21 protein-coding genes and 2 tRNA genes are annotated in these 23,762 nt (G+C 65.6%); 13 read left to right on the top strand and 10 right to left on the bottom strand.

Features of this window, described 5'->3' with window-relative positions; translation table 11 throughout:
- Nucleotides 1-5: 5 nt before the first annotated feature.
- Nucleotides 6-76: transfer RNA gene (locus B9Y86_RS15835), tRNA-Gly, on the bottom strand.
- A 204-nt stretch (nt 77-280) separates the two neighbouring features.
- Between B9Y86_RS15835 and B9Y86_RS15830 the strand changes: the two genes are divergently transcribed.
- The 3 genes from B9Y86_RS15830 to B9Y86_RS15820 all read left to right on the top strand — a co-directional run bounded on the left by B9Y86_RS15830 (nt 281) and on the right by B9Y86_RS15820 (nt 2,598).
- Nucleotides 281-358: transfer RNA gene (locus B9Y86_RS15830), tRNA-Pro, on the top strand.
- A 78-nt stretch (nt 359-436) separates the two neighbouring features.
- Entirely contained in the window at nt 437-1,774 is a 1,338-nt protein-coding gene (gene tig, locus B9Y86_RS15825) for a trigger factor (RefSeq protein WP_085487866.1), read from the top strand.
- Between the two features lie 68 nt (nt 1,775-1,842).
- The gene (locus tag B9Y86_RS15820) at nt 1,843-2,598 is read left to right on the top strand and encodes an aminoglycoside 3'-phosphotransferase (protein ID WP_085487864.1); all 756 of its coding nucleotides are present in this window, start codon (nt 1,843-1,845) and stop codon (nt 2,596-2,598) included.
- 13 nt (nt 2,599-2,611) lie between these two features.
- Here B9Y86_RS15820 and B9Y86_RS15815 read toward each other — a convergent pair whose 3' ends face one another.
- On the bottom strand, nt 2,612-3,133 hold the full coding sequence (locus tag B9Y86_RS15815; protein WP_228515257.1) for a TetR/AcrR family transcriptional regulator: 522 nt from the start codon (nt 3,131-3,133) through the stop codon (nt 2,612-2,614).
- Between the two features lie 112 nt (nt 3,134-3,245).
- On the opposite strand from B9Y86_RS15815, the gene B9Y86_RS15810 reads away from it, so the two are divergent.
- Nucleotides 3,246-3,635 carry a DUF952 domain-containing protein gene (locus B9Y86_RS15810; protein WP_085487860.1) on the top strand — a complete coding sequence of 130 codons (390 nt, stop codon included), beginning with the start codon at nt 3,246-3,248 and terminating at the stop codon, nt 3,633-3,635.
- Between the two features lie 32 nt (nt 3,636-3,667).
- On the opposite strand, the gene B9Y86_RS15805 is transcribed toward B9Y86_RS15810, so the two are convergent.
- Nucleotides 3,668-4,960: a DUF445 domain-containing protein gene (locus tag B9Y86_RS15805; RefSeq protein WP_085487915.1), complete on the bottom strand. Its 1,293-nt coding sequence runs from the start codon at nt 4,958-4,960 to the stop codon at nt 3,668-3,670.
- A 162-nt stretch (nt 4,961-5,122) separates the two neighbouring features.
- Here B9Y86_RS15805 and B9Y86_RS15800 point away from each other — a divergent pair, with 162 nt between their 5' ends.
- The 4 genes from B9Y86_RS15800 to B9Y86_RS15785 all read left to right on the top strand — a co-directional run bounded on the left by B9Y86_RS15800 (nt 5,123) and on the right by B9Y86_RS15785 (nt 9,090).
- A complete protein-coding gene (locus B9Y86_RS15800; RefSeq protein WP_085487858.1) occupies nt 5,123-5,734 on the top strand; it encodes an ATP-dependent Clp protease proteolytic subunit in 612 nt (203 codons plus the stop codon).
- A gap of 33 nt (nt 5,735-5,767) precedes the next feature.
- Entirely contained in the window at nt 5,768-6,448 is a 681-nt protein-coding gene (locus tag B9Y86_RS15795; RefSeq protein ID WP_044442923.1) for an ATP-dependent Clp protease proteolytic subunit, read from the top strand.
- A 169-nt stretch (nt 6,449-6,617) separates the two neighbouring features.
- Complete coding sequence (gene clpX / locus B9Y86_RS15790) at nt 6,618-7,895, top strand: ATP-dependent Clp protease ATP-binding subunit ClpX (RefSeq protein ID WP_055774534.1); 1,278 nt, start codon at nt 6,618-6,620, stop codon at nt 7,893-7,895.
- Nucleotides 7,876-9,090, top strand: a complete 1,215-nt coding sequence (locus B9Y86_RS15785; protein ID WP_085487856.1) for a benzoate/H(+) symporter BenE family transporter — start codon at nt 7,876-7,878, stop codon at nt 9,088-9,090. Before clpX ends, B9Y86_RS15785 begins: the two co-directional genes overlap by 20 nt.
- 8 nt (nt 9,091-9,098) lie before the next feature.
- On the opposite strand, the gene B9Y86_RS15780 is transcribed toward B9Y86_RS15785, so the two are convergent.
- The 6 genes from B9Y86_RS15780 to B9Y86_RS15755 form a co-directional block, all read right to left on the bottom strand.
- Nucleotides 9,099-10,007 (bottom strand): DUF2510 domain-containing protein, encoded by a 909-nt coding sequence (locus B9Y86_RS15780; RefSeq protein ID WP_085487854.1) that lies wholly within the window; start codon nt 10,005-10,007, stop codon nt 9,099-9,101.
- Nucleotides 10,008-10,049: 42 nt separating this feature from the next.
- A complete protein-coding gene (locus B9Y86_RS15775; RefSeq protein WP_085487852.1) occupies nt 10,050-10,973 on the bottom strand; it encodes a siderophore-interacting protein in 924 nt (307 codons plus the stop codon).
- 6 nt (nt 10,974-10,979) lie between these two features.
- Nucleotides 10,980-11,225 (bottom strand): hypothetical protein, encoded by a 246-nt coding sequence (locus B9Y86_RS15770; RefSeq protein ID WP_244894792.1) that lies wholly within the window; start codon nt 11,223-11,225, stop codon nt 10,980-10,982.
- A 62-nt stretch (nt 11,226-11,287) separates the two neighbouring features.
- Nucleotides 11,288-11,737 (bottom strand): GNAT family N-acetyltransferase, encoded by a 450-nt coding sequence (locus B9Y86_RS15765; protein ID WP_085487850.1) that lies wholly within the window; start codon nt 11,735-11,737, stop codon nt 11,288-11,290.
- A gap of 31 nt (nt 11,738-11,768) precedes the next feature.
- Nucleotides 11,769-14,381, bottom strand: a complete 2,613-nt coding sequence (gene valS, locus B9Y86_RS15760; protein ID WP_085487848.1) for a valine--tRNA ligase — start codon at nt 14,379-14,381, stop codon at nt 11,769-11,771.
- Between the two features lie 88 nt (nt 14,382-14,469).
- Nucleotides 14,470-16,317, bottom strand: a complete 1,848-nt coding sequence (locus tag B9Y86_RS15755; RefSeq protein WP_085487846.1) for a phosphoenolpyruvate carboxykinase (GTP) — start codon at nt 16,315-16,317, stop codon at nt 14,470-14,472.
- Nucleotides 16,318-16,451: 134 nt separating this feature from the next.
- Here B9Y86_RS15755 and B9Y86_RS15750 point away from each other — a divergent pair, with 134 nt between their 5' ends.
- Nucleotides 16,452-17,891 (top strand): helix-turn-helix transcriptional regulator, encoded by a 1,440-nt coding sequence (locus B9Y86_RS15750; protein WP_085487844.1) that lies wholly within the window; start codon nt 16,452-16,454, stop codon nt 17,889-17,891.
- A 29-nt stretch (nt 17,892-17,920) separates the two neighbouring features.
- Here the strand turns inward: B9Y86_RS15750 and B9Y86_RS15745 are convergent, their stop codons facing one another.
- Nucleotides 17,921-18,520 carry a TetR/AcrR family transcriptional regulator gene (locus B9Y86_RS15745; RefSeq protein ID WP_085487842.1) on the bottom strand — a complete coding sequence of 200 codons (600 nt, stop codon included), beginning with the start codon at nt 18,518-18,520 and terminating at the stop codon, nt 17,921-17,923.
- A 110-nt stretch (nt 18,521-18,630) separates the two neighbouring features.
- On the opposite strand from B9Y86_RS15745, the gene B9Y86_RS15740 reads away from it, so the two are divergent.
- The 4 genes from B9Y86_RS15740 to B9Y86_RS15725 are packed head-to-tail and all read left to right on the top strand — an operon-like array spanning nt 18,631 to nt 23,760.
- A complete protein-coding gene (locus tag B9Y86_RS15740) occupies nt 18,631-20,262 on the top strand; it encodes an ABC transporter substrate-binding protein (protein WP_085487840.1) in 1,632 nt (543 codons plus the stop codon).
- Between the two features lie 23 nt (nt 20,263-20,285).
- The gene (locus tag B9Y86_RS15735; RefSeq protein WP_176223392.1) at nt 20,286-21,230 is read left to right on the top strand and encodes an ABC transporter permease; all 945 of its coding nucleotides are present in this window, start codon (nt 20,286-20,288) and stop codon (nt 21,228-21,230) included.
- The gene (locus B9Y86_RS15730; RefSeq protein ID WP_085487838.1) at nt 21,227-22,045 is read left to right on the top strand and encodes an ABC transporter permease; all 819 of its coding nucleotides are present in this window, start codon (nt 21,227-21,229) and stop codon (nt 22,043-22,045) included. The genes B9Y86_RS15735 and B9Y86_RS15730 overlap by 4 nt, the downstream gene beginning before the upstream one ends.
- Nucleotides 22,042-23,760 (top strand): dipeptide ABC transporter ATP-binding protein, encoded by a 1,719-nt coding sequence (locus B9Y86_RS15725; RefSeq protein ID WP_085487836.1) that lies wholly within the window; start codon nt 22,042-22,044, stop codon nt 23,758-23,760. Before B9Y86_RS15730 ends, B9Y86_RS15725 begins: the two co-directional genes overlap by 4 nt.
- Nucleotides 23,761-23,762: the final 2 nt, after the last annotated feature.

Here is a 23,762-nt window from a genome sequence, read left to right as displayed (position 1 = left end):
GAACGAGGGGCTGACGAGAATCGAACTCGCATCATCTGTTTGGAAGACAGAGGCTTTACCACTAAGCTACAGCCCCGAAATGGGAGGTGTGCGCCGCAAGCGGCACTGGAACATCGTAGTACACAGTTTCCCCCTCCGCGTAACCGGCGGCGGGAAAATGCTCAGCGGCCCTCCAGACTGTGCAGTAGACTTGCCGAGGCCAATTCGCCCGGCACTACCCTCGTGCCATGCGCCCTGTGCGTTACCCGGTGACTGGCCTCACGGGACTTGTGACGAGAACCGGGGCGTAGCTCAGCTTGGCTAGAGCGCCCGTTTTGGGGGCGGGAGGTCGCAGGTTCGAATCCTGTCGCCCCGACCACAGCGCGAGTTCCCCCAGGTACCACTTTGATCCAGCCAAACGGTGCAGCACAGTACTAACCCTCAGGAGAAGCCAAACGTGAAGACCACGGTCGAACAGCTCAGCCCGACACGCGTGAAGATCGCCATCTCGGTCACCCCCGACGAGCTGAAGCCCAGCATTGATCACGCATACGGCCACATCGCCGAGTCGATCAACATCCCCGGCTTCCGCAAGGGCAAGGTTCCGCCGCCCCTGATCGACCAGCGCGTCGGCAAGGAAGCCGTGCTCGAGCACGCGGTCAACGACGGACTCGACGGCTTCTATCGCCAGGCGATCACCGAGAACGAGCTTCGCCCCTTGGGCAAGCCGAGCGCGGACATCGTCGAGTGGCCCAGCAACAAGGACTTCTCCGGAGACCTCGAACTCGCCATCGAGGTCGATGTGCGCCCCGAGATCACTCTCCCCGACTACAACGACCTCGAGGTCACCGTCGACGCGGTCGAGGTGTCCGACGAGGACATCGCCACCGAGCTCGAGAACCTGCGCAGCCGCTTCGGCACGCTCGTCACCGTCGACCGCCCCGCGAAGACAGGCGACTTCGCCCAGCTCGACCTGGTCGCCACGATCGACGGCGCCGAGGTCGACAAGGCCACGGGCATCTCCTACGAGGTCGGATCGGGCGAGTTGCTCGAGGGCATCGACGAGGCGCTCGACTCGCTTTCCGCCGGTGAGTCCACCACCTTCGAGGCGCCGCTGCTCGGCGGAGACCACGCCGGCTCCGACGCGCTCGTCTCGGTATCGCTTCTTGCGGTCAAGGAGCGCGAGCTTCCTGAGGCCGATGACGACTTCGCTCAGATCGCGAGCGAATTCGACACGCTCGACGAGCTGAAGGCCGACCTCAAGAACACCGTCGCCAAGCAGAAGGCGTTCGGCCAGGCATCCGCCGCTCGCACCAAGTTGGTCGAGACGCTGCTCGAGAAGGTCGACGTGGCCGTGCCGCCCGCCCTGATCGAAGACGAGGTGCACCGTCACCTCGAGGGCGAGAACCGCCTCGAAGACGATGAGCACCGCGCCGAGGTCACCACCTCGAGCGAGAACACCTTCCGCACCCAGATCCTTCTCGACGCAGTCGCCGAGAAGGAGCAGGTCAAGGTCGGCCAAGACGAGCTGACTCAGTACCTCGTGCAGAGCGCCGCCCAGTACGGCATGGAGCCGAACGAGTTCGTTCAGGCTCTCGACCAGAGCGGCCAGATCCCCGCCATGGTCGGCGAGGTCGCCCGCAACAAGGCTCTCGCGATCCTGCTCGGCAAGGCCAAGGTCGTCGACACCGACGGCAAGACGGTCGACCTCAAGGAGTTCGCTGCGGTCGTCTCGGAGCCCGATGACGCCATCGATGAGCACGAGGGCCACGACCACGAGGGTCACTCGCACTAGTCGCTTCATTCGGAGGGCTCGACATGCACGCGCATGTCGGGCCCTTCGTCGTTAAGCCACACTGAGGTATGTTGATCGCCGCGGTACCCGACGGCCCGATCGACGTGCCGCCGATCGTGGGGGAGTATGCCGACGGCGATACGCCGGTTCCGGTCTGGCGCAACACCCGAGGTGGGCTGACCTTCCGTCTCGGAGACGGCGAGCTGGCCCGTTTCATCAAGTGGATGCCTGGCGGCGATCCCATCTTCGAGGCCGAGGTCGCGCGCGTGAGCTGGGCGGCTCCGTTCATCGAGGTTCCTCGCGTACTTGCGTCTGGCTCTGGCGACGACGGTTCGTGGATGCTGACGGCCGGCCTCCCGGGCCACAGTGCGGTCGATGTGCGCTTCACCTCGGACGAGACGGCAGCGCGGGTGGCAGCTCGCGGCATCGGCGCCGGACTCCGCCGCATGCACGACGCGCTGCCGGTGGACCGATGCCCCTACTCGTGGTCGGTATCGCAGCGCATCGCACGGGCTCGGACGGAGGGCCTTGCGGTGGCCGAGTCGCTCCAGACTCCGCCATCCATTGATCGGCTTGTCGTCTGCCACGGCGACGCGTGCGCGCCGAATACCCTTCTCGCCGACGACGGAGCAGTCGTGGGCCACGTCGATCTGGGGTCGTTGGGCGTCGCCGATCGCTGGGCCGACCTGGCCGTCGCGACGTGGAGTCTGGAATGGAATTACGCCGGGGGAGAGTTTCTGGAGTCGGACCTGCTCGAGGCCTACGGAGTCGCCCGCGACGACGAGCGCATCGAGTACTACCGAGCCCTCTGGGCCGCTACCTGAGCTCGGAGCGCAATCATCTGTGGCCGAGAGCGTGCAGCGCGTCACGAGCGTGCTGGGCTGCTTCGCGCACGCTCGGTGCACCGCTCAGGCCGAGGAGCCGGCGACGATGCGACTCGCCGAGAAGAAGGGTGTAGAGCATTTCGGCGTGCACAGCGGTGATCGCCGGGTCTGCTCGGCGGAGCGCCGCCAGGAGCATCTGCGTGGAGCGCGAGGGGCCCGACGCATAGAAGGAACGAGCGAGCTCGGGGAATCGCAACGACTCCGCGATGACCGTGCGGTGCAGACCGACGGCTTCGTCTGAATGAAGCGTCATCACGACCGACGTCGCGAGTTCGGCGAGAGTCGCCTCACCGTCGATGGACTCAGCGATCGCGTCATGGAGCCGCTCTACTGCGGCAGAGAACAGTCCGGCCTTGTCTCCGAAGTACGCATAGACGGTGCTCTTGCTCGCTTCGCTTCGGCGAGCCACCTCGTCGATGCTCGTCGCCGCGAAACCCGCGGTCAGAAAGAGGGCGACCGCTGTGTCGAGGATCATCGCGCGACGTATCGGTCGGTTTGAATCGGGCACTCGTCCTCTGGATGCGGTCATTTCTTAATAGTACTGCGTCGTATCATTAAGCGACACAGTGACAAGACGGGAGATTCCGATGGGAACCAGAATTCTGCACGTGGCGATCAGCGACGACTGGGAGGCCTCACGCAACTTCGGAGAGTACGAGGTCTCGACTCGCGGAGTCGGGTTGTTCGATGCGGGGTACATCTGCGCGACAACGGCATCAGGCATCGATGATGTCCTTCGCCGCCGGTATGCCGACCTGCAGCTGCCACTGCTGCTCGTCGTCATCGACGTCGAGGGACTCGAGAAGGCGGGAGTGGGTGTCTGCTGGCAAGACCACGGAGTCGACTCGCGACGAACGCCGAGGATCGAGGGGATTCTTCCCATGATCGACGACGTCGTGGTGGCCTTGCTCCCCGTGCAGCGATCCGCTGATGGTCTCGACGTTCCTGACCTCACCGGTCTCGATGTTGCCCTCTGACGGCGCGCGGCCGCAGGTGCGTCGTGAGAGTGTCAGCCGTTGAAAACGGCGTGGGCGATGGTGAAGATCGCGAGTCCGGCGAGCGACCCGACGACGGTGCCGTTGATGCGGATGAACTGCAGATCGCGGCCCACCTCGACCTCGATCTTGCGTCCCGTGTCTTCGGCATTCCAGCCGCGTACGGTGTCTGAGATGATCGCCGCGAGGTCGTGGCGATAGGTCTCGACGAGGTAGCCGGCGGCATCCTCTACCCAGCGGTCGACCTTCTCGCCGAGCACCCGGTCTTCGAGAAGGGCATGCCCGAATTGCGTGACCGCCTGAGTGAGGCGCGTGCGCAACTCGCTGTCGGCGTCTTCGAGCGATGACATCAGCGCCGTGCGCGCAGCGTTCCACGCCTGGCCGGCCAGATCGCGCACCTGCGGGCTGTCGAACACCTGCCCCTTCAGTTCCTCGACCTTGGCCATCGTGGCGTCGTCGTGCTGCAGATCGTCGCTGAGCTTGCGCAGGTACTCGTCGATCGCGACGCGGAGCTGGTGATTCGGGTCGTTTCGAACTGCCGAGATGAACTTCAGCGCCTCTCGATGTGCGCGATCGTCGACCACCCGATCGACGAATGACGGCATCCAACTGGGCAGGCGCTCGCTCACGGCTTGACCGAACGCATCCGGATTGCGTTCGAGCCACTCATGCATCCGTTCGACGAGCAGGTCGACGACCTGGCCCTGATGCCCGCCCTCGACGAAGGTCGACGTCATGCGCCCGAGTGGAGGTCCCCATGCCGGATCGATCAGCTGTCGACGCCCGATCTCTTCGATGACCTCGCGCATCGTGTCGTCGTCGGCGAGAGAGAGGAATCCGCGGGCTGCATTCGCCGCTTCCGAGGTGAGCCTCTCGGCGTGGGCCGGATCGATGAGCCACGTTCCGACCGCGTGCGAGACGCCCAGCGAGCGAAGCTTGGTCGTGATGACCTCACGCGACAGGAAATTCGTCTCGACGAACTCGCCGAGCGTCACTCCGATGCGGTCTTTCTCTGTCGGGATGATCGCCGTGTGCGGGATGCGCAGCCCGAGCGGATGCCGGAACAGCGCGGTCACCGCGAACCAGTCGGCGATGGCGCCGACCATGCCGCCCTCTGCGGCGGCACGCACGTACTGCAGCCACACGTACTTCTCCTGCAAGGCGAATGCCACAACGAAGATCACCGCCATGATCACGAGCAGTCCTGTGGCCAGGCGCTTCATGCCACGCAGCGCGGCCAGCTTTTCGAGGTCGCGTGGCGAGAGAAGGGTGGTGGATGCGACGGGCGCGTCGGGCGAGGTGGCCATGGATTCATCGTAAGGCGGCGAGCTGCGCGGATCTTTGCCTACGGCGGCAGTGTGATCTTTGCCTACGGCGGCAGTGTGATCTTTGCCTACGGCGAACAACGGCACCTGTCGAGGCAGCCTCCAGTAGATTCGAGATCACGCAAGTAATAGAGGAGCAATCACATGGCCGAACCGGCTCTGGTATCCAGTGTTTTTGACCGACTACTCAAGGATCGCATCATCTGGTTGGGCAGTGCCGTCCGTGACGACAATGCGAACGAGATCTGCGCGAAGATCCTTCTGCTCGCAGCAGAAGACCCCGATCGCGACATCTACCTCTACATCAACTCTCCCGGCGGATCGATCACCGCGGGAATGGCCATCTACGACACGATGAAGTTCGTCTCGAACGACATCGTCACCGTCGGCATCGGCATGGCCGCCTCGATGGGGCAGTTCCTCCTCTCGTCGGGAACCAAGGGCAAGCGCTACATCACGCCCAACGCACGCGTCCTGCTCCACCAGCCCTCCGGTGGCTTCGGCGGCACGAGTGCCGACATCCAGACCCAGGCCAAGCTGATCCTCGACATGAAGCGCCGCATGGCGGAGCTCACCAGCGAGCAGACCGGCAAGACCATCGAACAGGTCATCAAAGACGGCGACCGTGACAACTGGTTCACCGCACAGGAGGCCCTCGAGTACGGCTTCGTCGACCACGTCCGCGAGTTCGCGTCCGACGTCGCCGGCGGCGGCGGCACCGAAGAAGCCGACGCCGTGCCCAGCGAGTCCAAGTAAGTTCCGCCGAGACCAGACGAACAGAGAAGAAGAATGAATACTCCCGCTTTCGGCGCCGCTTACAGCTCGCCCTACGGAAACGGCACCTCGCCGTCCAACCGCTACATCCTGCCCACGTTCGAGGAGCGCACGGCCTACGGCTACAAGCGCCAGGACCCCTACGCGAAGCTCTTCGAAGACCGCATCATCTTCCTCGGTGTGCAGGTCGACGACGCGTCCGCCGATGACATCATGGCCCAGCTCCTCGTTCTCGAGAGCCAGGATCCCGACCGCGACATCGAGATGTACATCAACTCGCCCGGTGGATCGTTCACCGCGATGACGGCGATCTACGACACGATGCAGTACATCCGCCCGCAGATCCAGACCGTCTGCCTCGGACAGGCTGCCTCCGCCGCTGCCGTGCTGCTCGCCGCCGGCTCGCCCGGCAAGCGCCTCGCGCTGCCGAACGCTCGGATCCTCATCCACCAGCCCTCCGCCGGTGGCGGAGAGGGTGGCGGCCAGGCGTCCGACATCGAGATCCAGGCCGCCGAGATCCTGCGCATGCGCACGTGGCTCGAGGAGACCCTGGCGCACCACTCCGGCAAGACCGCGGAGCAGGTCAACAAGGACATCGATCGCGACAACATCATGAGTGCGGCCGACGCTCTCGAGTACGGACTGATCGATCAGGTTCTGACCTCGCGCAAGAACCTGCCGGCGCTCGTCAAGTAGTTCCGCATCACCACGGGCCCTTCGACAGGCTCAGGGAACGGAATCATCGTTCCCTGAGCTCGTCGAAGGGTTCTTTTATTACGACTAATGCGACTCTCGATCGTGGTCTGCCCCGGATGTCGGTGGCACGGGCTAGGCTCGAATCAATCGTCATCGACAGGAGGCTGGCATGGCTCGCATCGGAGAAAGCGCCGACCTGCTCAAGTGTTCGTTCTGCGGAAAGAGCCAGAAGCAGGTGCAGCAACTCATCGCCGGCCCCGGGGTCTACATCTGCGACGAGTGCGTCGAGCTGTGCAACGAGATCATCGAGGAGCGCCTGTCAGAGGCGGGCGACGAAGCCACCGGTGAGTTCGAGCTGCCGAAGCCCAAAGAGATCTTCAACTTCCTCGAAGAGTATGTGATCGGCCAGGAGGCCGCGAAGAAGGCGCTCTCCGTCGCCGTCTACAACCACTACAAGCGCACCAAGGCGCGCACCACCATCGGCCCGGCAGAGACGCAGGGCGATCAGATCGAACTGGCCAAGAGCAACATCCTGCTCATCGGGCCCACCGGCTGTGGCAAGACCTACCTCGCACAGACCCTGGCCAAGCGGCTCAACGTGCCGTTCGCCGTGGCCGACGCGACCGCTCTCACCGAGGCCGGCTACGTGGGCGAAGACGTCGAGAACATCCTCCTGAAGCTCATCCAGGCCGCCGACTACGACGTCAAGCGCGCCGAGACCGGCATCATCTATATCGACGAGGTCGACAAGATCGCCCGCAAGGCCGAGAACCCGTCGATCACGCGCGATGTCTCCGGCGAGGGTGTTCAGCAGGCGCTGCTCAAGATTCTCGAGGGCACCGTGGCCTCCGTGCCGCCGCAGGGCGGGCGCAAGCACCCGCATCAAGAGTTCATCCAGATCGACACGACGAATGTGCTCTTCATCGTGGCCGGGGCATTCGCCGGGCTCGAGGAGATCATCGCCGAGCGTGCGGGCAAACGGGGCATCGGCTTCAACGCACCCCTGCATTCCAAGCGCGAAGACGTCAACTTCTTCTCCGACGTTCTGCCCGAAGACCTGCACAAGTTCGGTCTGATTCCCGAGTTCATCGGTCGACTCCCTGTCGTCACCACGGTTACTCCGCTCGACCAGACCGCGCTGATGCAGATTCTCACCGAGCCGCGCAACGCCATCGTTAAGCAGTATCAGCGCATGTTCGAACTCGACGGCGTCGAGCTCGAATTCGACCGTGAGGCTCTCGAAGCGATTGCCGATCTGGCGGTGCTCCGCAAGACGGGTGCACGTGGCCTTCGTTCCATCATGGAAGAGGTGCTCGGGCCGATCATGTTCGAGGTTCCCTCCACCGACGAGGTGGCACGTGTGGTCGTCACTCGCGAATCCGTGAACAACAACGCCGCTCCCACCATCGTTCCGCGCAAGCCCGTCCGTGCCGAGAAGTCGGCTTAGCGGCCGCACCGGGTCGGGCGGTTCGAACGCCGCAGGGCTGATCCAGCCGGTCTCGGCCGGTGTCATCTCGGCCATCACCGGCTTCGCCAGTTCTTTTGTGCTGGTCGTGGCGGGGCTGCACGCCGTGGGTGCGAGCGACGCTCAGGCATCGTCGGGCCTGCTGGCGGTCTGCGTCACGAGTGGACTCTGCTGCATACTGCTGGCCTGGCGCTTCCGCATGCCCATCTCGTTCGCCTGGTCGACCCCCGGAGCAGCGTTGCTGGTCGCGGCGGCCAGCGTGACAGACGACTTCGCAGCGGCAGTGGGGGCATTTCTCGTCTGCGGCGCACTCATCGTGCTGTGCGGACTGTGGCCGGCGCTGGGTCGCGCGATCACCAGCATCCCCAGGTCGATCGCGAGTGCCATGCTCGCCGGAATCCTGTTTCCCATCTGCCTCGCTCCCATCACTGCGGCGGTCGAGATTCCGTGGCTTGCGATTCCCGTGATCGTCACCTGGCTTGTGTTCTTCCGCCTGTCACCGCGATGGGCCGTGCCCGCGGCCATGGCCGTGGCCGCCATTGCAATCGTCGTCACAGCGGGCGGCGGGTTGACCGCGGGGGCATCGCTCGCGCCGACTCTTCAGTTCGTTGTACCTGCGTTCGATCCGCTCGTGATCGTCAGCCTGGGGCTGCCCCTGTTCATCGTGACGATGGCGGGTCAGAATGTGCCCGGCTTCGCGGTCATGTCGACCTTCGGCTACACCGTTCCGCCGCGACCGGTGCTCGTCGCCTCTGGCGCGGGGTCGATGATCGGCGCCTTCTTCGGCGGCCACGCTATCAATCTCGCCGCTATCACCGCGGCCATCATGGCCGGCCCCGACTCGCATCCGAACCCGGAGAAGCGCTGGCCCGCCTCGGTCACTGCCGGCGCGCTCTACGTGCTCTTCGGCCTCGGGGCGGGCATGGCCACAGCCCTGATCTCCGCTGCTCCGCCGATTCTCATCACCGCCGTCGCGGGCCTCGCTCTGCTGGGAGCGCTCGTCACGAGCATCACCAGCGCGCTCGAGACAGCAACGCAGCGCATCCCCGCCATCGCCACGTTCCTCGTCACGGCCTCGGGCGTCTCGATCGTGGGCCTCGGCTCGGCTTTCTGGGGGTTGCTCGTGGGCGGCATGGTGATGATCGTGAATTCTCTCGGGCGCCGCCCGGCGGATTGACGCCGAGGTCAGATGCCGCGGAGTTCGGGCGGGGGATCGTCGCGACCCTCGAGCTTCCATTCGTTGTGGCCGGGGTGGATGTAATCGGTCCACCGTTCGCCGTTCCACCATCTTTTGTGCCCCTCGGGGTCGAGCGGGTCGGTATACCAGCCAGAAGCTGGGGCGGGCTCGCCTGTTGTTCGAGGCGGTAGATCGACAGCCTCGTCGGGGAAGGGGTGGCCGAAACCCTGAGGGATGAGCGACTCCCCGGCGAGCACGCGGTGGATTCGTTCGACGTGATCGTCGTAGGCGCGATCGACGAGGTCGACGGGCCAATCGCTGTTGCCTCCGCGAAGACCGAAGTCCGCCGCCGCCTCCAGATAGCTGGTCTCGAGCGAGAACTGCGATGCGAGCGAGTAGCCTCGCTTGCCCCAGGTGAAGTAAGAATTCGGATGCGCCATCGGATCGAATCGCTCGAATAGCGTGATGAAGCGGAAGCCTCGATTGTCGTCACCGTGATTGTTGAAACGGCTGGTGAGTTCAGCGTCGTTCGGCGTCCACAGATGCGCCTCAAGCGAGGCGGTGACCTCATGGTCTCCATGCCGAGCGGCGACATAGGCAGCGTGACGGATCATGCCGGAGATCGGTTGATAGACCGTGTAGTTGGCGAAACCCACGTTGGTCACCAGCCGCGCGATCTCGTAGCCGATCGAGCGCTGACCTTCGTTGCCCACCAGCAGGGCGGATTGGATCGTGCCGAAGTCGAACATGTCCCACATACGACTGAACTTCACCGGCGCGATCTTCTTGACCCGGCGCAGAGCCGTGGCTGCCGGTTTCGGCAACTCCACGTCGGCGATGAGGGCGTGCAGTTCTGGCCCGAAGAGCGCGGACGTCGCCGCGAGGTACTTGGTCGGATTCCGCTGAAATTCCACCATCGATGTGCTCTTCCTCTTGTGAACCGTTCTTAACCCGGCCGACTAGTTCTCCTTGCGGCCGAGGCGCCAGTAGCCCATGAAGGCGACTGCCTTGCGATCCATGCCCAGCTCGCCCACGAGGTGGCGGCGCAAGGCCTTGATCACGCTCGCCTCGCCCGCAAGCCAGGCATAGAGCGGGGTCGTCTGTTTCGCAGGCCCGCCGTGCTGGTCGCTCGGCACCTCCCACAGCAGGCCCTCATCGATGTCGACGTCGTCGATCTCGCCGGCGGGGGAGCGGTCGGTGTTCTCCAGAAGAGCCGGTGCAATCTCTGTCACGGCAGGAATGAGCAGCGCACCCGGCGCGCGACCGTTGCGTCCAAGCACGCGCACCGAGATGCCGGGGTGTTGCGGGAGACACACGGCGTCGGCGTCGAACGGCACTTCGACAAGTGCCTCGCCGCGCGCTGAAGGGTCGAGACGCTCGAGAATGGATGCGATGGCTGGCACCGCGGTCTCGTCGCCCGCGAGCAGAATCCGCTCGGCGTGCGGCGGAGGCAGAAAGTCCACGCCGCCCTGTGGCCCGTCGTGATCCTCGTTCGGACCGAGCACGACGATCTCCGACCCGACAGTCGCTTCTTCAGCCCAGCGCGAGGCGGGGCCTGCGACGTCGTGCACAACGACATCCACGTCGATCTCGCGTTCGCTCTGACGCACAGCGCGCACCGTGTAGGTGCGCAGAGGATTGCGGCGATCGTCGGGCAGTTCGCGCCAGGCGTTGTACCACTCGTCGTGCATCGGCACAGGGTCGAGACCGTGCTCGTCGAGTGGCAGGATCAGCTTGATCCGCTGATCGAAGCCGTTGTCCGCGAAGCGGTTGAGGTGGTCGCCGGTGAGCGTGAAACGGCGGAAGCTGGGAGAGAGGTCACGGATAGCGCTGACCCTCACTCGGTGCAGATGGAATGGTGCGGTGGGTGTCTGAGCGAACACCGTCGCTCAGTCCTCGTCGTAGGGAGTGACGATCGCCTCGTCGGCGTCTGAATCGTATTCGACGAGCGTTCCGTCATCGAGTTCGCAGACCGGCTTGCCTTCGAGCCATGTGAGCGTCCAATTCCAGCCCGAGGTGTCGGTGTCTTCTTCTGCGAGGGCGGCTTCGACCCCTTCGATGGCATCGGAGACGACCTGGGGGAGCCGTGATGGGGTCTCGTCGCCGACGGCCCAACGGGTTCCGAGCTGGATCATGGTGTCTCCTTGGTCGGGGCCACGGGTGCGCCGAGGCCGATGTCAGTGGTGGCTCGGTTCGGTCACGCCTTCAGATCGTACGTGACCCACTCGGTCTTCTGCGCGATCCGGTCGTACAGACGTCGGGCGTCCTCGTTGTTCTCCGCCGTGATCCAGCGCACGACGAAGGCGCGGCGCTCGACGCCGATCTCGCGCAGCCGCTCGATCAAGGCTGACCCGATGCCCTGCCCTCGCGCATCCGGACGTACGTAGAGGTCGTCGAGGTAGAGCCCGGTGCCACCGGCGAGGGCGTCGACGAACTCGCGGAAGTGGGCGAGTCCGAGCAACTGGCCCGTCTCGTCATCGACGGCGACCATAGCCTCGGCCAATGGGCGCTCCGAGGTGAACCACGACCAGGCGCGCACGGCCTTCTCGTCGTTCAGGGGTGTCTCGTAGAAGTCGCAGTAGCCCTCGAACAGCTCGTGCCATGCGAAGAAATCACGGTCTACAACGGGTCTGATGGTGAATGCCACTGGTGCTCCTAGGGTGTGCGACAACGCTGTCTCAGCTGAGACTATCGGGCGCGAAGACGATCTCTTCGACGGCGAGCTCAGTACCGACACGGAAGGTAAGATTCTCGATCTTTCCCACGGCGCGCAGATCGTCGGACGCCCTCTCGAGAACCTCGAGGGCTTCGGCGGGCGCAGCGATCACGGCGGATGCGACGGGAGTCTTCTGTGAGGCCTTCGCGTCTGTCTTGGCGCGGCGGATTCCGATCAATGCCTGCCCTGACAGGTGCAGCAGGCTCTCGTTCGAGGGGATGCCGTCGGCCGGGACTCCGGCGGCGTCGCGCGTGGTCGTGGGCCAGGATGCGACGTGCACCGAGCCCTCATGCGTCCATGACCAGACCTCCTCGGTTGCGAACGGCAGGAACGGGGCGAAGAGTCGCAGCATCACGTCGGTCGCCGCGCGCAGGGCGAGGACGGCCGACGCGCGGGCCGCAGGTTCGGTCGCCTCGCTGTAGGCGCGCTCCTTGACGAGCTCGAGGTAGTCGTCGCAGAACGTCCAGAAGAACGACTCCGTGGTCTCGAGCGCCCGGGCGTGGTCGTAATTCGCGAATGCCTCCGTGGCCGTGGCGATCACAGCGTCGAGCGAGGTCAACATCGACAGGTCGATGGGGTGCGTCACGGCGTGGTCGCCCGCGGGCAGCTCGAAGCCGTAGACGAACTTGGCCGCGTTCAAGATCTTGATGGCGAGACGGCGCCCGATCTTTATCTGGGTCGGGTTCTGCGGGTCGAAGGCCGCATCGGTTCCGAGGCGGCTCGATGCAGCCCAGTACCGCACGGCGTCGGAGCCGTGCTGCTTCAGCACATCGGCAGGGGTGACGACGTTGCCCTTCGACTTCGACATCTTCTTGCGGTCGGGATCGACGATGAATCCCGAGACCGCCGCGTGCTTCCACGGCTTCTCGTTGTCTTCGAGGGTGGCGCGCAGCAGCGTCGAGAACAGCCAGGTGCGGATGATGTCCTGGCCTTGAGGGCGCAGGTCGAAGGGATAGACGCGTTCGAAGAGGTCTTCGTCACGCTTCCACCCGCCCGCGAGCTGCGGGGTCAGCGACGAGGTGGCCCACGTGTCCATCACGTCGACCTCGCCCTGGAACCCGCCCGCGACGCCGCGCTGGCTCTCGTCGTAACCGGGTGCCGCATCCGACGACGGGTCGACGGGCAGCGACGAGGCGTCGGCAAAGATGGGCTGATCGAAGACGGGGTTGCCGTCGGCGTCGAGCGGGTACCAGACGGGCAGGGGCACGCCGAAGAATCGCTGGCGCGAGATGAGCCAGTCTCCGGTGAGGCCGCCGACCCAGTTGTCGAAGCGCACCTTCATGAACTCGGGGTGCCACGAGATCTCGTTTCCGAGTTCGAGCAGGCGGGAGCGCAACTCCTCGTTGCGCGCGCCATTCGTGATGTACCACTGACGGGTCGACACGATCTCGAGCGGCTTGTCGCCCTTCTCGAAGAACTTCACCGGGTGCATGATGGGGCGCGGATCGCCGATCATCTCTCCCGATTCGCGGAGCAGCTCGACGATCGTCTGCTTGGCCGAGAAGACAGTCTTGCCGGCGAGCTGGGCGTAGGCCGCTTTGCCGGCCTCCGACGTGATCGCGAGTGGCGCATCCGAGACGATGCGGCCGTCGAAGCCGATCACCGCGCGAATGGGCAGGTCGAGGTCGCGCCACCAGATCACGTCGGTCAGATCGCCGAAGGTGCAGATCATGGCGATGCCCGATCCTTTGTCCTGCTGCGCGAGGTGGTGGGCCACCACAGGAAGCTCGACATCGAAGAGGGGGGAGCGCACCGTGGTACCGACGAGATCGGCGTAACGCGGGTCATCCGGATGCGCGACGAGCGCCACGCAGGCAGGCAGGAGTTCTGGGCGGGTCGTCTCGATGAAGATGTCGCCGGCGGGGCCGTGGAACGCGAGTCGGTGATACGCGCTCGGCTGCTCCTTGTCTTCGAGTTCAGCCTGGGCGACCGCGGTGCGGAAGGTCACGTCCCACAGCGTCGGCGCCATGGCCTGGTAGGCCTCGCCGCGCTCGACGTTGCCGAGAAAGGCGAGCTGACTGGCTCGGAGGGACTCGTCGCCGATGGTGCGGTACGTCTGCGTCCAGTCGACCGACAGGCCGAGTTCGCGCCAGAGAAGCTCGAACTGCTTCTCGTCTTCGACGGTGAGACGTTCGCAGAGCTCGATGAAGTTGCGGCGCGAGACCGGCTTCTGGTCTGCCGCCTTGGAACTCTTGTTGTCGCCGCCTTCGAAGGGAGGCGTGAAGTCGGCCTCGTACGGCAGCGACGGGTCGCAGCGCACACCGTAGTAGTTCTGCACGCGGCGCTCGGTGGGCAGACCGTTGTCGTCCCAGCCGATCGGGTAGAACACGCTCTTGCCGCGCATGCGTTGGAAGCGCGCGATCACGTCGGTGTGCGTGTACGAGAAGACGTGCCCGATGTGCAGCGAACCGGATGCTGTGGGCGGGGGAGTGTCGATCGAATAGACACCCTCGCGCTTCGCCGCGTCGCGGTCGAAGAGATACGTTCCCTGGGCGTCCCAGGCTTCTGCCCACTTCTCCTCGAGACCTTCGAGCACGGGCTTCGCGGGAATGGACGAGGGCACAGAGTCGGTCACGGCGGGGAGTCCTTTGTTATGGGCGGCACCGTGTCGATGGTGAGGTGCCTGAATGTCAGTTCCTAAGGATACCCTCCCCGCCGTCGCTTCAGCTCGGCGTCACATCGGGGCCGAGGTCGCGCGTCAACCGATCGAGCTCTCGTCGCAACTCGGCAGGGAACCGGGTCTCATCGAAGGTGCCGAAGTACTCGGCGATCGCCGCCGCCTCTCGCTGCCAGGCCGGCTTGTCGAGATCGATGATCGCCTGGATCTCGTCGACGCCGACCGAGAGTCCCTCGAGATTCAACTCGTGGGCCAGCGGCAGTCCTCCGATAGGGGTGGCGCGGGCGGCCAGATCGCCTTCGAGCCGGCCGACGATCCACTCGATGACCCGGGCGTTCTCCGAGAATCCCGGCCAGATGAATCGGCCGTCGGCATCGGTGCGGAACCAGTTCACCGAGAAGATCTGCGGTGCCTTGTCACCGAGAAGCTCGCCCATGGCGATCCAGTGAGCGAAGTAGTCGGCCATGTTGTAGCCGGCGAAGGGCAGCATGGCGAAGGGATCGTGGCGTAGCCGGCCGACCTCGCCGGTGGCGGCCGCGGTCGTCTCCGACGCCATCGTCGCGCCCATGAACACACCCTGCTGCCATGACCTGGCCTGCGACACGAGGGGCACGGTACTCGGACGGCGCCCTCCGAACAGGATCGCGTCGATGACGACTCCGTCGGGAGAGTTCCACTCGTCTGCTATAGAGGGGCACTGATCTGCGGTCACGGTGAATCGGCCGTTCGGGTGGGCCGCGCGGGTTCCGGATGCGGGGGTCCAGTCGTTCCCCTCCCAGTCGGTCGCGTGCGCGGGCGGTGAGTCGGTCAGACCTTCCCACCACACATCTCCGTCGTCGCGCAGGGCGACATTCGTGAAGATCGTGTTACCCCAGATCGTCTGCGTGGCGGTCGGGTTGGTCGACGGTCCCGTTCCGGGCGCGACACCGAAGAAGCCGCGTTCGGGGTTGATCGCACGGAGTCTCCCATCTGGGCCCGGGCGCATCCACGCGATGTCGTCGCCGATGGTCTCGACCTTCCAGCCGGGAATCGTCGGTGCGAGCATGGCCAGGTTGGTCTTGCCGCAGGCCGAGGGAAAAGCGGCGGCCAGATGGAACACCTTTTTCTCAGGCGAGGTGACGCGCACGATCAGCATGTGCTCGGCCATCCATCCCTCGTCGCGGGCCATCACGCTCGCGATGCGCAGGGCGAAGCACTTCTTTCCGAGCAGCGCGTTGCCGCCGTAGCCCGAACCGAACGACCAGATCTCGCGGGTCTCGGGAAAATGGCAGATGTACTTGGTCTCGTTGTGCGGCCAGGGCGAGTCGTCGTGGCGCACCCCGTCGTCGTCGATCAGTGGGACGCCGAGGCTGTGCAGAGCGGGCACCCATGGGGTTCCGGGCGTCATCGCCTGGAGTGCGTCGTCTCCGACGCGAGTCATCAGTGCCATGCTCGCGACGACGTAGGGCGAGTCCGTGATCTGCACGCCGAACTGCGACAGATCTCCGCCGACCGGGCCCATCGAGAAGGGGATCACGTACATCGTGCGGCCGCGCATACTGCGGGAGAAGAGTTCGGAGAGCTCGAGGCGCATGATCGACGGGGCGCGCCAGTTGTTGGTCGGGCCGGCGTCGTCGGGATCGACGGAGCAGATGAACGTGCGATCCTCGACCCGCGCCACGTCGGCCGGGTCGCTGCGAGCCAGAAAGCTGTTCGGTCGCCATTCGGGGTTCAACCGGATCAGCGTTCCCTGGGCGACCATCTCCTTGGTCAGCCGGTCCCATTCCGCGGTCGATCCGTCGACCCAGACGACCTCGTCGGGAGTGGTGAGGCGAGCGATGTCGTCGACCCAGTCGGCGATCTCCGGGTTGGGGCGAGTGCGGGCTGATGCGGTCCTCGGTGCGAGCAGCGTCATGATTCTCCTGTGAATAGATGCGTCGGTCTGGTTACGAGGAAGAAAATCCTTCGGTATCTCCACAATGAGCTCATCGCGGCGTAGATTTGAAAAGATCGCGCGAAAAGAATCGCCGTTCTTGACAGGAGGGCAATGTGGCCGCCGAAACCGATCTGATCACGCTGGGCCGACGCATCCGGCACCATCGCAAAAAGGCCGGGTTCACCCTCGACCAATTGGGCGCGCGGGTGGGCGTCGTGGGCAGCCAGCTCTCTCTCGTCGAGAACGGCCGCAGGGAGCCGCGACTCGTGTTGCTGCAGAACATCGCGAGCGAACTCGGTGTTCCGCTGGCCGATCTGCTCTCGGGCGATGCTCCGGATGCCCGGACCGCCCTCGAGATCGAATTGTCGCGGGCTCAGCGCGGCCCGCTGTACGCGTCACTCGGTCTGCCTGTCGTTCCTGCATCACGCAGCCTGCCCACCGAGACGCTCGAGTCTCTGGTGGGCCTCCATCGCGAACTCATCCGCCGCGCGAATCGGGCGGTCGCCACACCCGAGGAGGCGCGCCGAGCGAACACCGAGCTGCGACTCAGAATGCGTGAGCGCAACAACTACTTGCCCGAGATCGAGAAGATCGCCTCGGAGGCGCTCGCGAAGGTCGGTCACGTCGGGGGAGCGCTGACCCATCGCAGCGTGAGCCTGCTCGCCGAGAGTCTCGGATTCAGCCTCATCCACGTCGACGACCTGCCTCACTCGGCACGATCCGTCATCGACCTCGAGAACGGGCGCATCTACCTGCCGCCAGCCTCGATTCCCGGCGGCCACGGGCTGCGCTCGATGGCCCTGCAGGCGATGGCGCACAGGCTGCTCGGGCATCAGCCGCCCGAGAGCTACGCCGAGTTTCTGCAGCAGCGGCTCGAGATCAATTACTTCGCGGCCGCCTGTCTGATGCCGCACGACGCGTCGGTGCGTTTCCTGCGAGCTGCGAAAGAGCGTCGCGACCTGTCTGTGGAGGACTTCCGTGACGCTTTCGGGGTGACCCACGAGGCGGCTGCGCTGAGGCTCACCAATCTGAGCACAGAGCAACTCGGCCTCTCGATGCACTTCCTGCGCGTCGCCGACGACGGCGCCATCCAGAAGGCCTACGAGAACGACGGTCTCGTTCTCCCGATGGATGTGACGGGTGCGATCGAAGGTCAGCTCGTGTGCCGCTTCTGGGCGTCACGCGCGGCCCTGCACCGCACGAACCGCACCACGGAGTTCTACCAGTACACCGATACTCCGGGTGGGACCTTCTGGTGTGCGACGCAGACGGGAAAAACCGATGCCGGCGAGTTCTCGATCAGCGTCGGGGTTCCATTCGCCGAAGCGAAATGGTTTCGGGGCAGAGACACGACGGTGCGGGCACAGTCTCGCTGCCCCGACGAGTCGTGCTGCCGTAGGCCGGACGACGAACTTGCTGAGCGGTGGAGAGATCGAGCCTGGCCCAGCGCACGGCTGCACGCCCACATTCTGTCGCCGCTGCCCCAGGGAGAGTTTCCGGGAGTCGACACCCTCGAGGTCTATGAGTTTCTGGAGTCGCATTCCGCAACCTGACCGCGGTGCGCGCGAGTCTCGCTCGGTGGCTACGGTGAGGAGAATCCCGTCAAGACCGGCGAGAGCGCACGTTCGAGGTGAGACGCGAGCGAACCTCGGTCGGGGCCGGCCTCTGCCCAGCTCATCATCGCCGCGACGACGGCCGCCACGCACGCGAACGAGAGGCTGCGGGAGACGGCGGCGGACGTGGCGTCGCCAAGAGCCCGCTCGATGACGCTCGACAGGCGCGTGGCCCGGCCGATGGCGGATGCCATGACCTCGTGCGTGCTGCCGATGAGCTCGAAGTGAGTGAGTACCCAGGGAACATCGGAGGGGCCGAGGCGAGCGGCGACATCGAGAAGAGCGGTGCGCAGCAGTTCGATCGGTAGCACTCCGCCATCGGCGTTCGAAGCGTCGAGTGAGGCCGCCAGGCGATCGATGCTGGCGTCGAGCCCGACCCAGAACACGTCGCTCTTGGCCGCGAAGTAGTTGAAGAAGGTGTTCCGGCTCACTCCCGCCCGGGTGCTGATCTGCTCGACGGTCGTGCCGGCGTAGCCGTTCTCGAGAAAGAGTTCGAAGGCGGCTTCCTCGAGAAGCGAGGGCGATCCGACGCGGGGTCGCCCCCTCGTTGCGCGCGGCGCATCCGTCATGGGCGCATCCTCTCTCGTCTTCGCTTTAATTGGGCTGAGTCTATTTAAAACGGCCTAGGCTAGAACACGCGTCTCGCGATCGAGGCATCCCCACCCGAGAGAAGTTCATCATGTTTTCGCGCCCCGGATCGTTCCGCATCGCAGGTTCCCTCGCGCTCGTCGTCAGTGCCGCTCTGGTTTTGGCCGGCTGCTCCGCGTCTGCGGGCACGGGTGAGAAGGTCGAGGGAGGCACGATCTCGTTCGGTGTCGACGTCGACCCGGTGGGGCACCTCGACGTGCACTCGTCGCAACTCGACATCAACGCGATCCTGCAGCGACCCGTCTTCGACTCCCTGGTGTCGCAGAAGGCCGACGGCACGATCGTTCCGTGGCTGGCGAAGAGCTGGCAGGTGTCCGACGACCAGTTGCAGTACACCTTCACGCTGCGCGACGACGTCACGTTCTCCGACGGAGAGAAGTTCGATGCGGCCGCGGTCAAAGCCAACTTCGACCACATCGTCGACCCGGCCACCGAGTCGGCCCAGGCATCCAGCCTCATCGGCGGCGCCTACTACGCCGGCACCGAGGTGATCGACCCCACGACCGTTCGGGTCAGCTTCTCGCAGCCGTACGCGCCGTTCCTCGCCAACGCCGCATCGGTTCAGCTCGGCTTCTACTCTCCGAAGGTGCTCGCCGAGCACGCCAGCGAGTTGAAGGCCGGAGGCCCGGGCATCTCCGTCGGTTCGGGTCCATTCATCTTGTCGAAGTACACCCCCGGCAGTGAGCTCGTCTACACGAAGAATCCCAATTACAACTGGGCGCCCGAGGGCGCGACGAACCAGGGGCCGGCGAGCATCGACGAGCTCGATGTGAAGATCCTTCCGGAGAGCTCGGTGCGCACGAGCGCGCTCACCTCGGGGCAGGTCGACGTGATCGGCGACACCGCACCGTCGAGCCTCAGCCAGATCGGCGACGGATTCACGGTCACCTCGACCGAGTCGCCCGGCGTTCCGTACTCGCTCTATCTCAATGTCACACGTCCCGTCTTCTCCGACGTCGCCGTGCGCAAGGCCTTTGCCGGTGGCTTCGACCTCGATGCGGCCGTGAAGGCCGTCTTCAACGACAGCTATCAGCGCGCGTACTCGATCCTCGGGCCCACGACCCCCGACTCCTATGACGCAGCCCTCGAGAAGAGCGCGTCGTTCGACGTCGACGCGGCGAACGACGCTCTGGATGCCGCGGGCTGGTCCGAGCGCGACTCCGACGGCTACCGAACGAAGAACGGTGAGCGCCTGAGTGCCCGGTGGATCTCGTACACACCGGTCAACGAAGACAACGCCAATCTCGCCAACCTGATTCAAGACGGACTGAAGAAGATCGGCTTCGAGGTGGTGCACGATCAGCTCGAGCCCGGCGCCTACCTCGACGCATACCTTGCGGGCGACTACGACCTCACCGACTGGGGCTTCTTGTCGGCCGACGCCGATGTTCTGCGCAGCCACCTCGGAACCGGCGGCTATCAGAACGCGTCGCACCTCAGCGATCCCGAGATCGACGCGACTCTTGCTTCGGCCGTCGCCACGACCGATGGCTCCAAGCGTGCAGAGCTGTATACCAAGCTGCAGCAGTGGAATGCGAAGAACGCTGTGATCGTGCCGCTCTACGTGCCCGAGTACATCCTCGCCTCCAGCAAGAAGGTCGGCGGCATCGAGGTCGACATTCACGGGTGGCCGCTCTTCTCCGGGGCCTACGTCACCAAGTAGAGCGCTGACATAGAGTTCAGGGCATGATCGTGCGGCGCATCCTCGAGCGCGTAGCGGGAATGGTCGTGGTCGTGTGGGGTGCGGCGACCGCGGCGTTCCTGGTTCTCAAGCTGGTTCCCGGTGACCCGGTCGACGTCATGCTCGGTGTCTCGGCGCAGGCCTCGCCCGAGCTCAAGCAGTCGATCCGCGCGGAGCTCGGCCTCGATCAGCCCCTGATCGTGCAGTATCTGTCGTACCTCGCTCGGCTCGTGCGGGGAGACTTCGGCACCAGCTATCAACTCCGGCTACCGGTGACGGATGTGATCGGTCAGCAGCTCGGATACACGCTGCAGCTGGCGGCGGCTTCGCTGGCGATCGCGCTGGTCATCGCCCTCGTCGGCGCGGTGCTCGTGCACGGGCGGGCCTCGCGAGGCATCTTCTCGGTACTCGAGCTGTTGGCCATCAGTTCACCCCCGTTCTGGATCGGCCTGGTGCTTCTGAGTATCTTCGCGTTCGGGCTCGGCTGGTTTCCGGTGGCCGGCGCAGACGGCATCCAGAGCCTCGTTCTGCCCGCCGTGACCATCGCGCTGCCGGTCGCCGGAATTCTCGGCCAGGTGCTGCGGACGGGCCTCGAAGACGCCGAGGAGCAGCCTTTCGTCACCACGGCCAGAGCGCGAGGGGCGGGCTCCGCGCGATTGGTTCTGAGGCACACTCTGCGCCACGCCGCGATTCCCGCGCTGACTCTGGCCGGCTACATCGTGGGGTCGCTTCTCGGCGGGGCTGTCGTCGTCGAATCGGTGTTCGCCCGCCCCGGTCTCGGGCGCGTGGCGCTCGCGGCCATCACCAACCGCGATCTGCCGGTGGTGATGGGGATCATCGTGTTCACCGCGATCGTCTTCGTGCTCGTCAATCTCGTGGTCGACCTCGCCTACAGAGCTGTCGATCCACGCATCGAAACGCCTACGACCGCCATCCGAGGTGCGCGATGAGGGGCTGGGCGCGCGGGCGGCTCGGGCTGGTCGCTGCGGTATTCCTTCTTCTCATCGTTGTGGCCATGGCCGTCGCACCGTGGATCTTCACCCCTCTCGATCCGCTGGCGACCGACACCTCCCAGGTGCTGCGGCCACCGGGCTGGGGGCATCCTTTCGGCACCGACCAGACGGGTCGCGATGTGTTCACCCGCGTCGTCTACGGCGCCTCCTACTCGCTCGGTGTGGGCGTCGGCGCGACCGCGGCCGCGCTGGTCGTCGGAATCGTCGTGGGCACGCTGGCAGGGCTCGCTCCCCGTGTGATCGATGGCGTGGCGATGCGTGGCGTCGAGATCCTCCTCGCCTTTCCCGAGTTCCTCATCGCGCTCTTCGCGATCGCCGTGCTCGGCCCGGGGCCCGTCAACGTCGCCACGGCCGTCGGAGTGGCCGCGTTGCCCGCCTACATCAGGGTGGCGCGCGCGGAGACGCTCGTCGTTCGCCGCGCCGGTTACGTGGAGGCCGCTCGGGGTCTCGGAGTGCACCCGCTGCGCGTCGCCGTGGCGCACATCGTGCCGAACACGCTGCGCCCGCTCGGGGTCATCGCCACGATCGGAATCGGAACCACGATCGTGGCCGCGGCAGGTCTCAGCTTTCTGGGCCTCGGGCCGCAGGATCCGACCCCGGAGTGGGGACTTCTGCTCTCGGGAGGGCGCAATCTGCTCGGCCAGGCCTGGTGGGTCGCGTTCTTCCCCGGGGTGCTGATCACGCTGACTGTCGTGTCGGCGACCGTCGTGGGTCGGCGACTGCGTCGAGCCGGTGAGGGGCGCAGGTCATGACGGAGAATCGTGAGGTCGTGCGGGTCTCGGGGCTCACTGTGCGCTTCGGCCAGACGGTCGTCGTCGATTCGGTCTCGCTCTCGGTGGCAGCCGGAGAGTGCCTGGCGATCGTGGGGGAGTCGGGCTCGGGCAAGACCCTGACGGCCAGGGCGCTTCTCGGACTGCTTCCCGATGGAGCCTCGGTCGATGTCGATGAGCTCGTCATCGACGGCGTCGATGCTCGAAGCAACTCCGAGCGTGATTGGCGCCACCTCCGCGGCGCGCGCGTGGGTCTGGTGAGCCAAGACGCCCTGGTCTCCCTCGACCCGCTGCGCCGCGTCGGGGCCGAGGTCGCCGAGGTCATCGAGATCCACGGTGCGCCCGGCTCGGGCGAGAGGATGCCGCGGGCCGGGATCGCCGACACGGTCACCGGGCTGCTGGCTCGGGTCGCCGTGCCGGAGCCCGCCGATCGGGCCAGGCAGTACCCGCACGAGTTGTCCGGCGGCCTCAGACAACGTGCCCTGATCGCCTCGGCGCTCGCGGGAGAGCCGGGAATCCTCATCGCCGACGAGCCGACGACCGCGCTCGACGTCACCGTGCAGGCCCAGGTACTCGATCTGCTCTCTCGCCTGCGCGCCGCCGGGCTGGGCATCATCATGATCAGCCATGATCTCGCCGTCGTCGCTGGTGTGGCCGACCGCGTCGCCGTGATGAAAGACGGACGCATCGTCGAGGAGGGCACCACCACGGAGGTGCTGTCGAATCCGCAGCACCCGTACACGCAGATGCTTCTCGCGGCGGCGCCGCGCCTGGGCGACGGACCCTTCGCTGATCGAGTAGCGGCGCGACGAAGGAGCCCGAGTATCGAGATCACTCCCGGTGGTCTCGATACGGCCGCGCGCGGCCCACTCGACCAGCGGGAGTCAGCGCCTCTGCTGCACGCGACCGGGCTCGGGCGTGACTTCCGGCGTCATGACGGGAGCCTGCGCTCGGCCGTCGACGATGTGTCGTTGACGGTGCACGCGGGAGCGTCCATCGGCGTCGTGGGAGAGTCGGGCTCGGGAAAGACCACCCTTGCCCGGCTGCTCCTCGGCTTCGATGATCCGGATCGCGGATCGGTCTCCCTCGACGGGCGTGACTGGAGCGGCGTGTCCGAACGGCGTCGTCGATCGAGGCGCGGAGAGATCCAACTCATCAGCCAGGACCCGCTCGGCTCATTCGATCCTCGATACACGGTGGCCCGCATCGTGGCCGAGGGGCTGCGAGGCGACGCTCGCCGCAGGTCTTCCGAAAAACCCGCCGCGCGCATCCGGCAGCTGCTCGAGAGTGTCGGCCTCGACGTCTCGCTCGAGGGCAGGCGGCCGCACGAGCTGTCGGGTGGGCAGAGGCAACGGGTCGCGATTGCGCGCGCCCTCGCGTCGGAGCCACGAATTCTCGTCTGCGATGAGCCCGTATCGGCCCTCGACGTGTCGATCCAGGCGACGATCATCGATCTCCTGGATGCGCTGCGTCGAGATCTCGGCGTCGCCCTCGTCTTCGTCTCGCACGACCTCGCCGTGGTCGCCCAGCTGTGTGACGAGGTGCTCGTGATGAGGGACGGCCGCGTTCTCGAGCGAGGCGCGACCGATCACGTCTTCCGGCACCCGGAGCATCCGTTCACCCGTGCTCTGGTCGCTGCTGTGCCTCGCATGCCATCGAGCGATCGGCATCACGCCCCAGATGAGCCTTCTCGCTAATT

Source organism: Agreia pratensis (assembly GCF_900177685.1).
GTDB classification, from domain to species: Bacteria; Actinomycetota; Actinomycetes; order Actinomycetales; family Microbacteriaceae; genus Agreia; species Agreia pratensis.
Note: the sequence above shows the minus strand (reverse complement) of the source record. Positions and strands in the feature narration are given on the sequence as shown.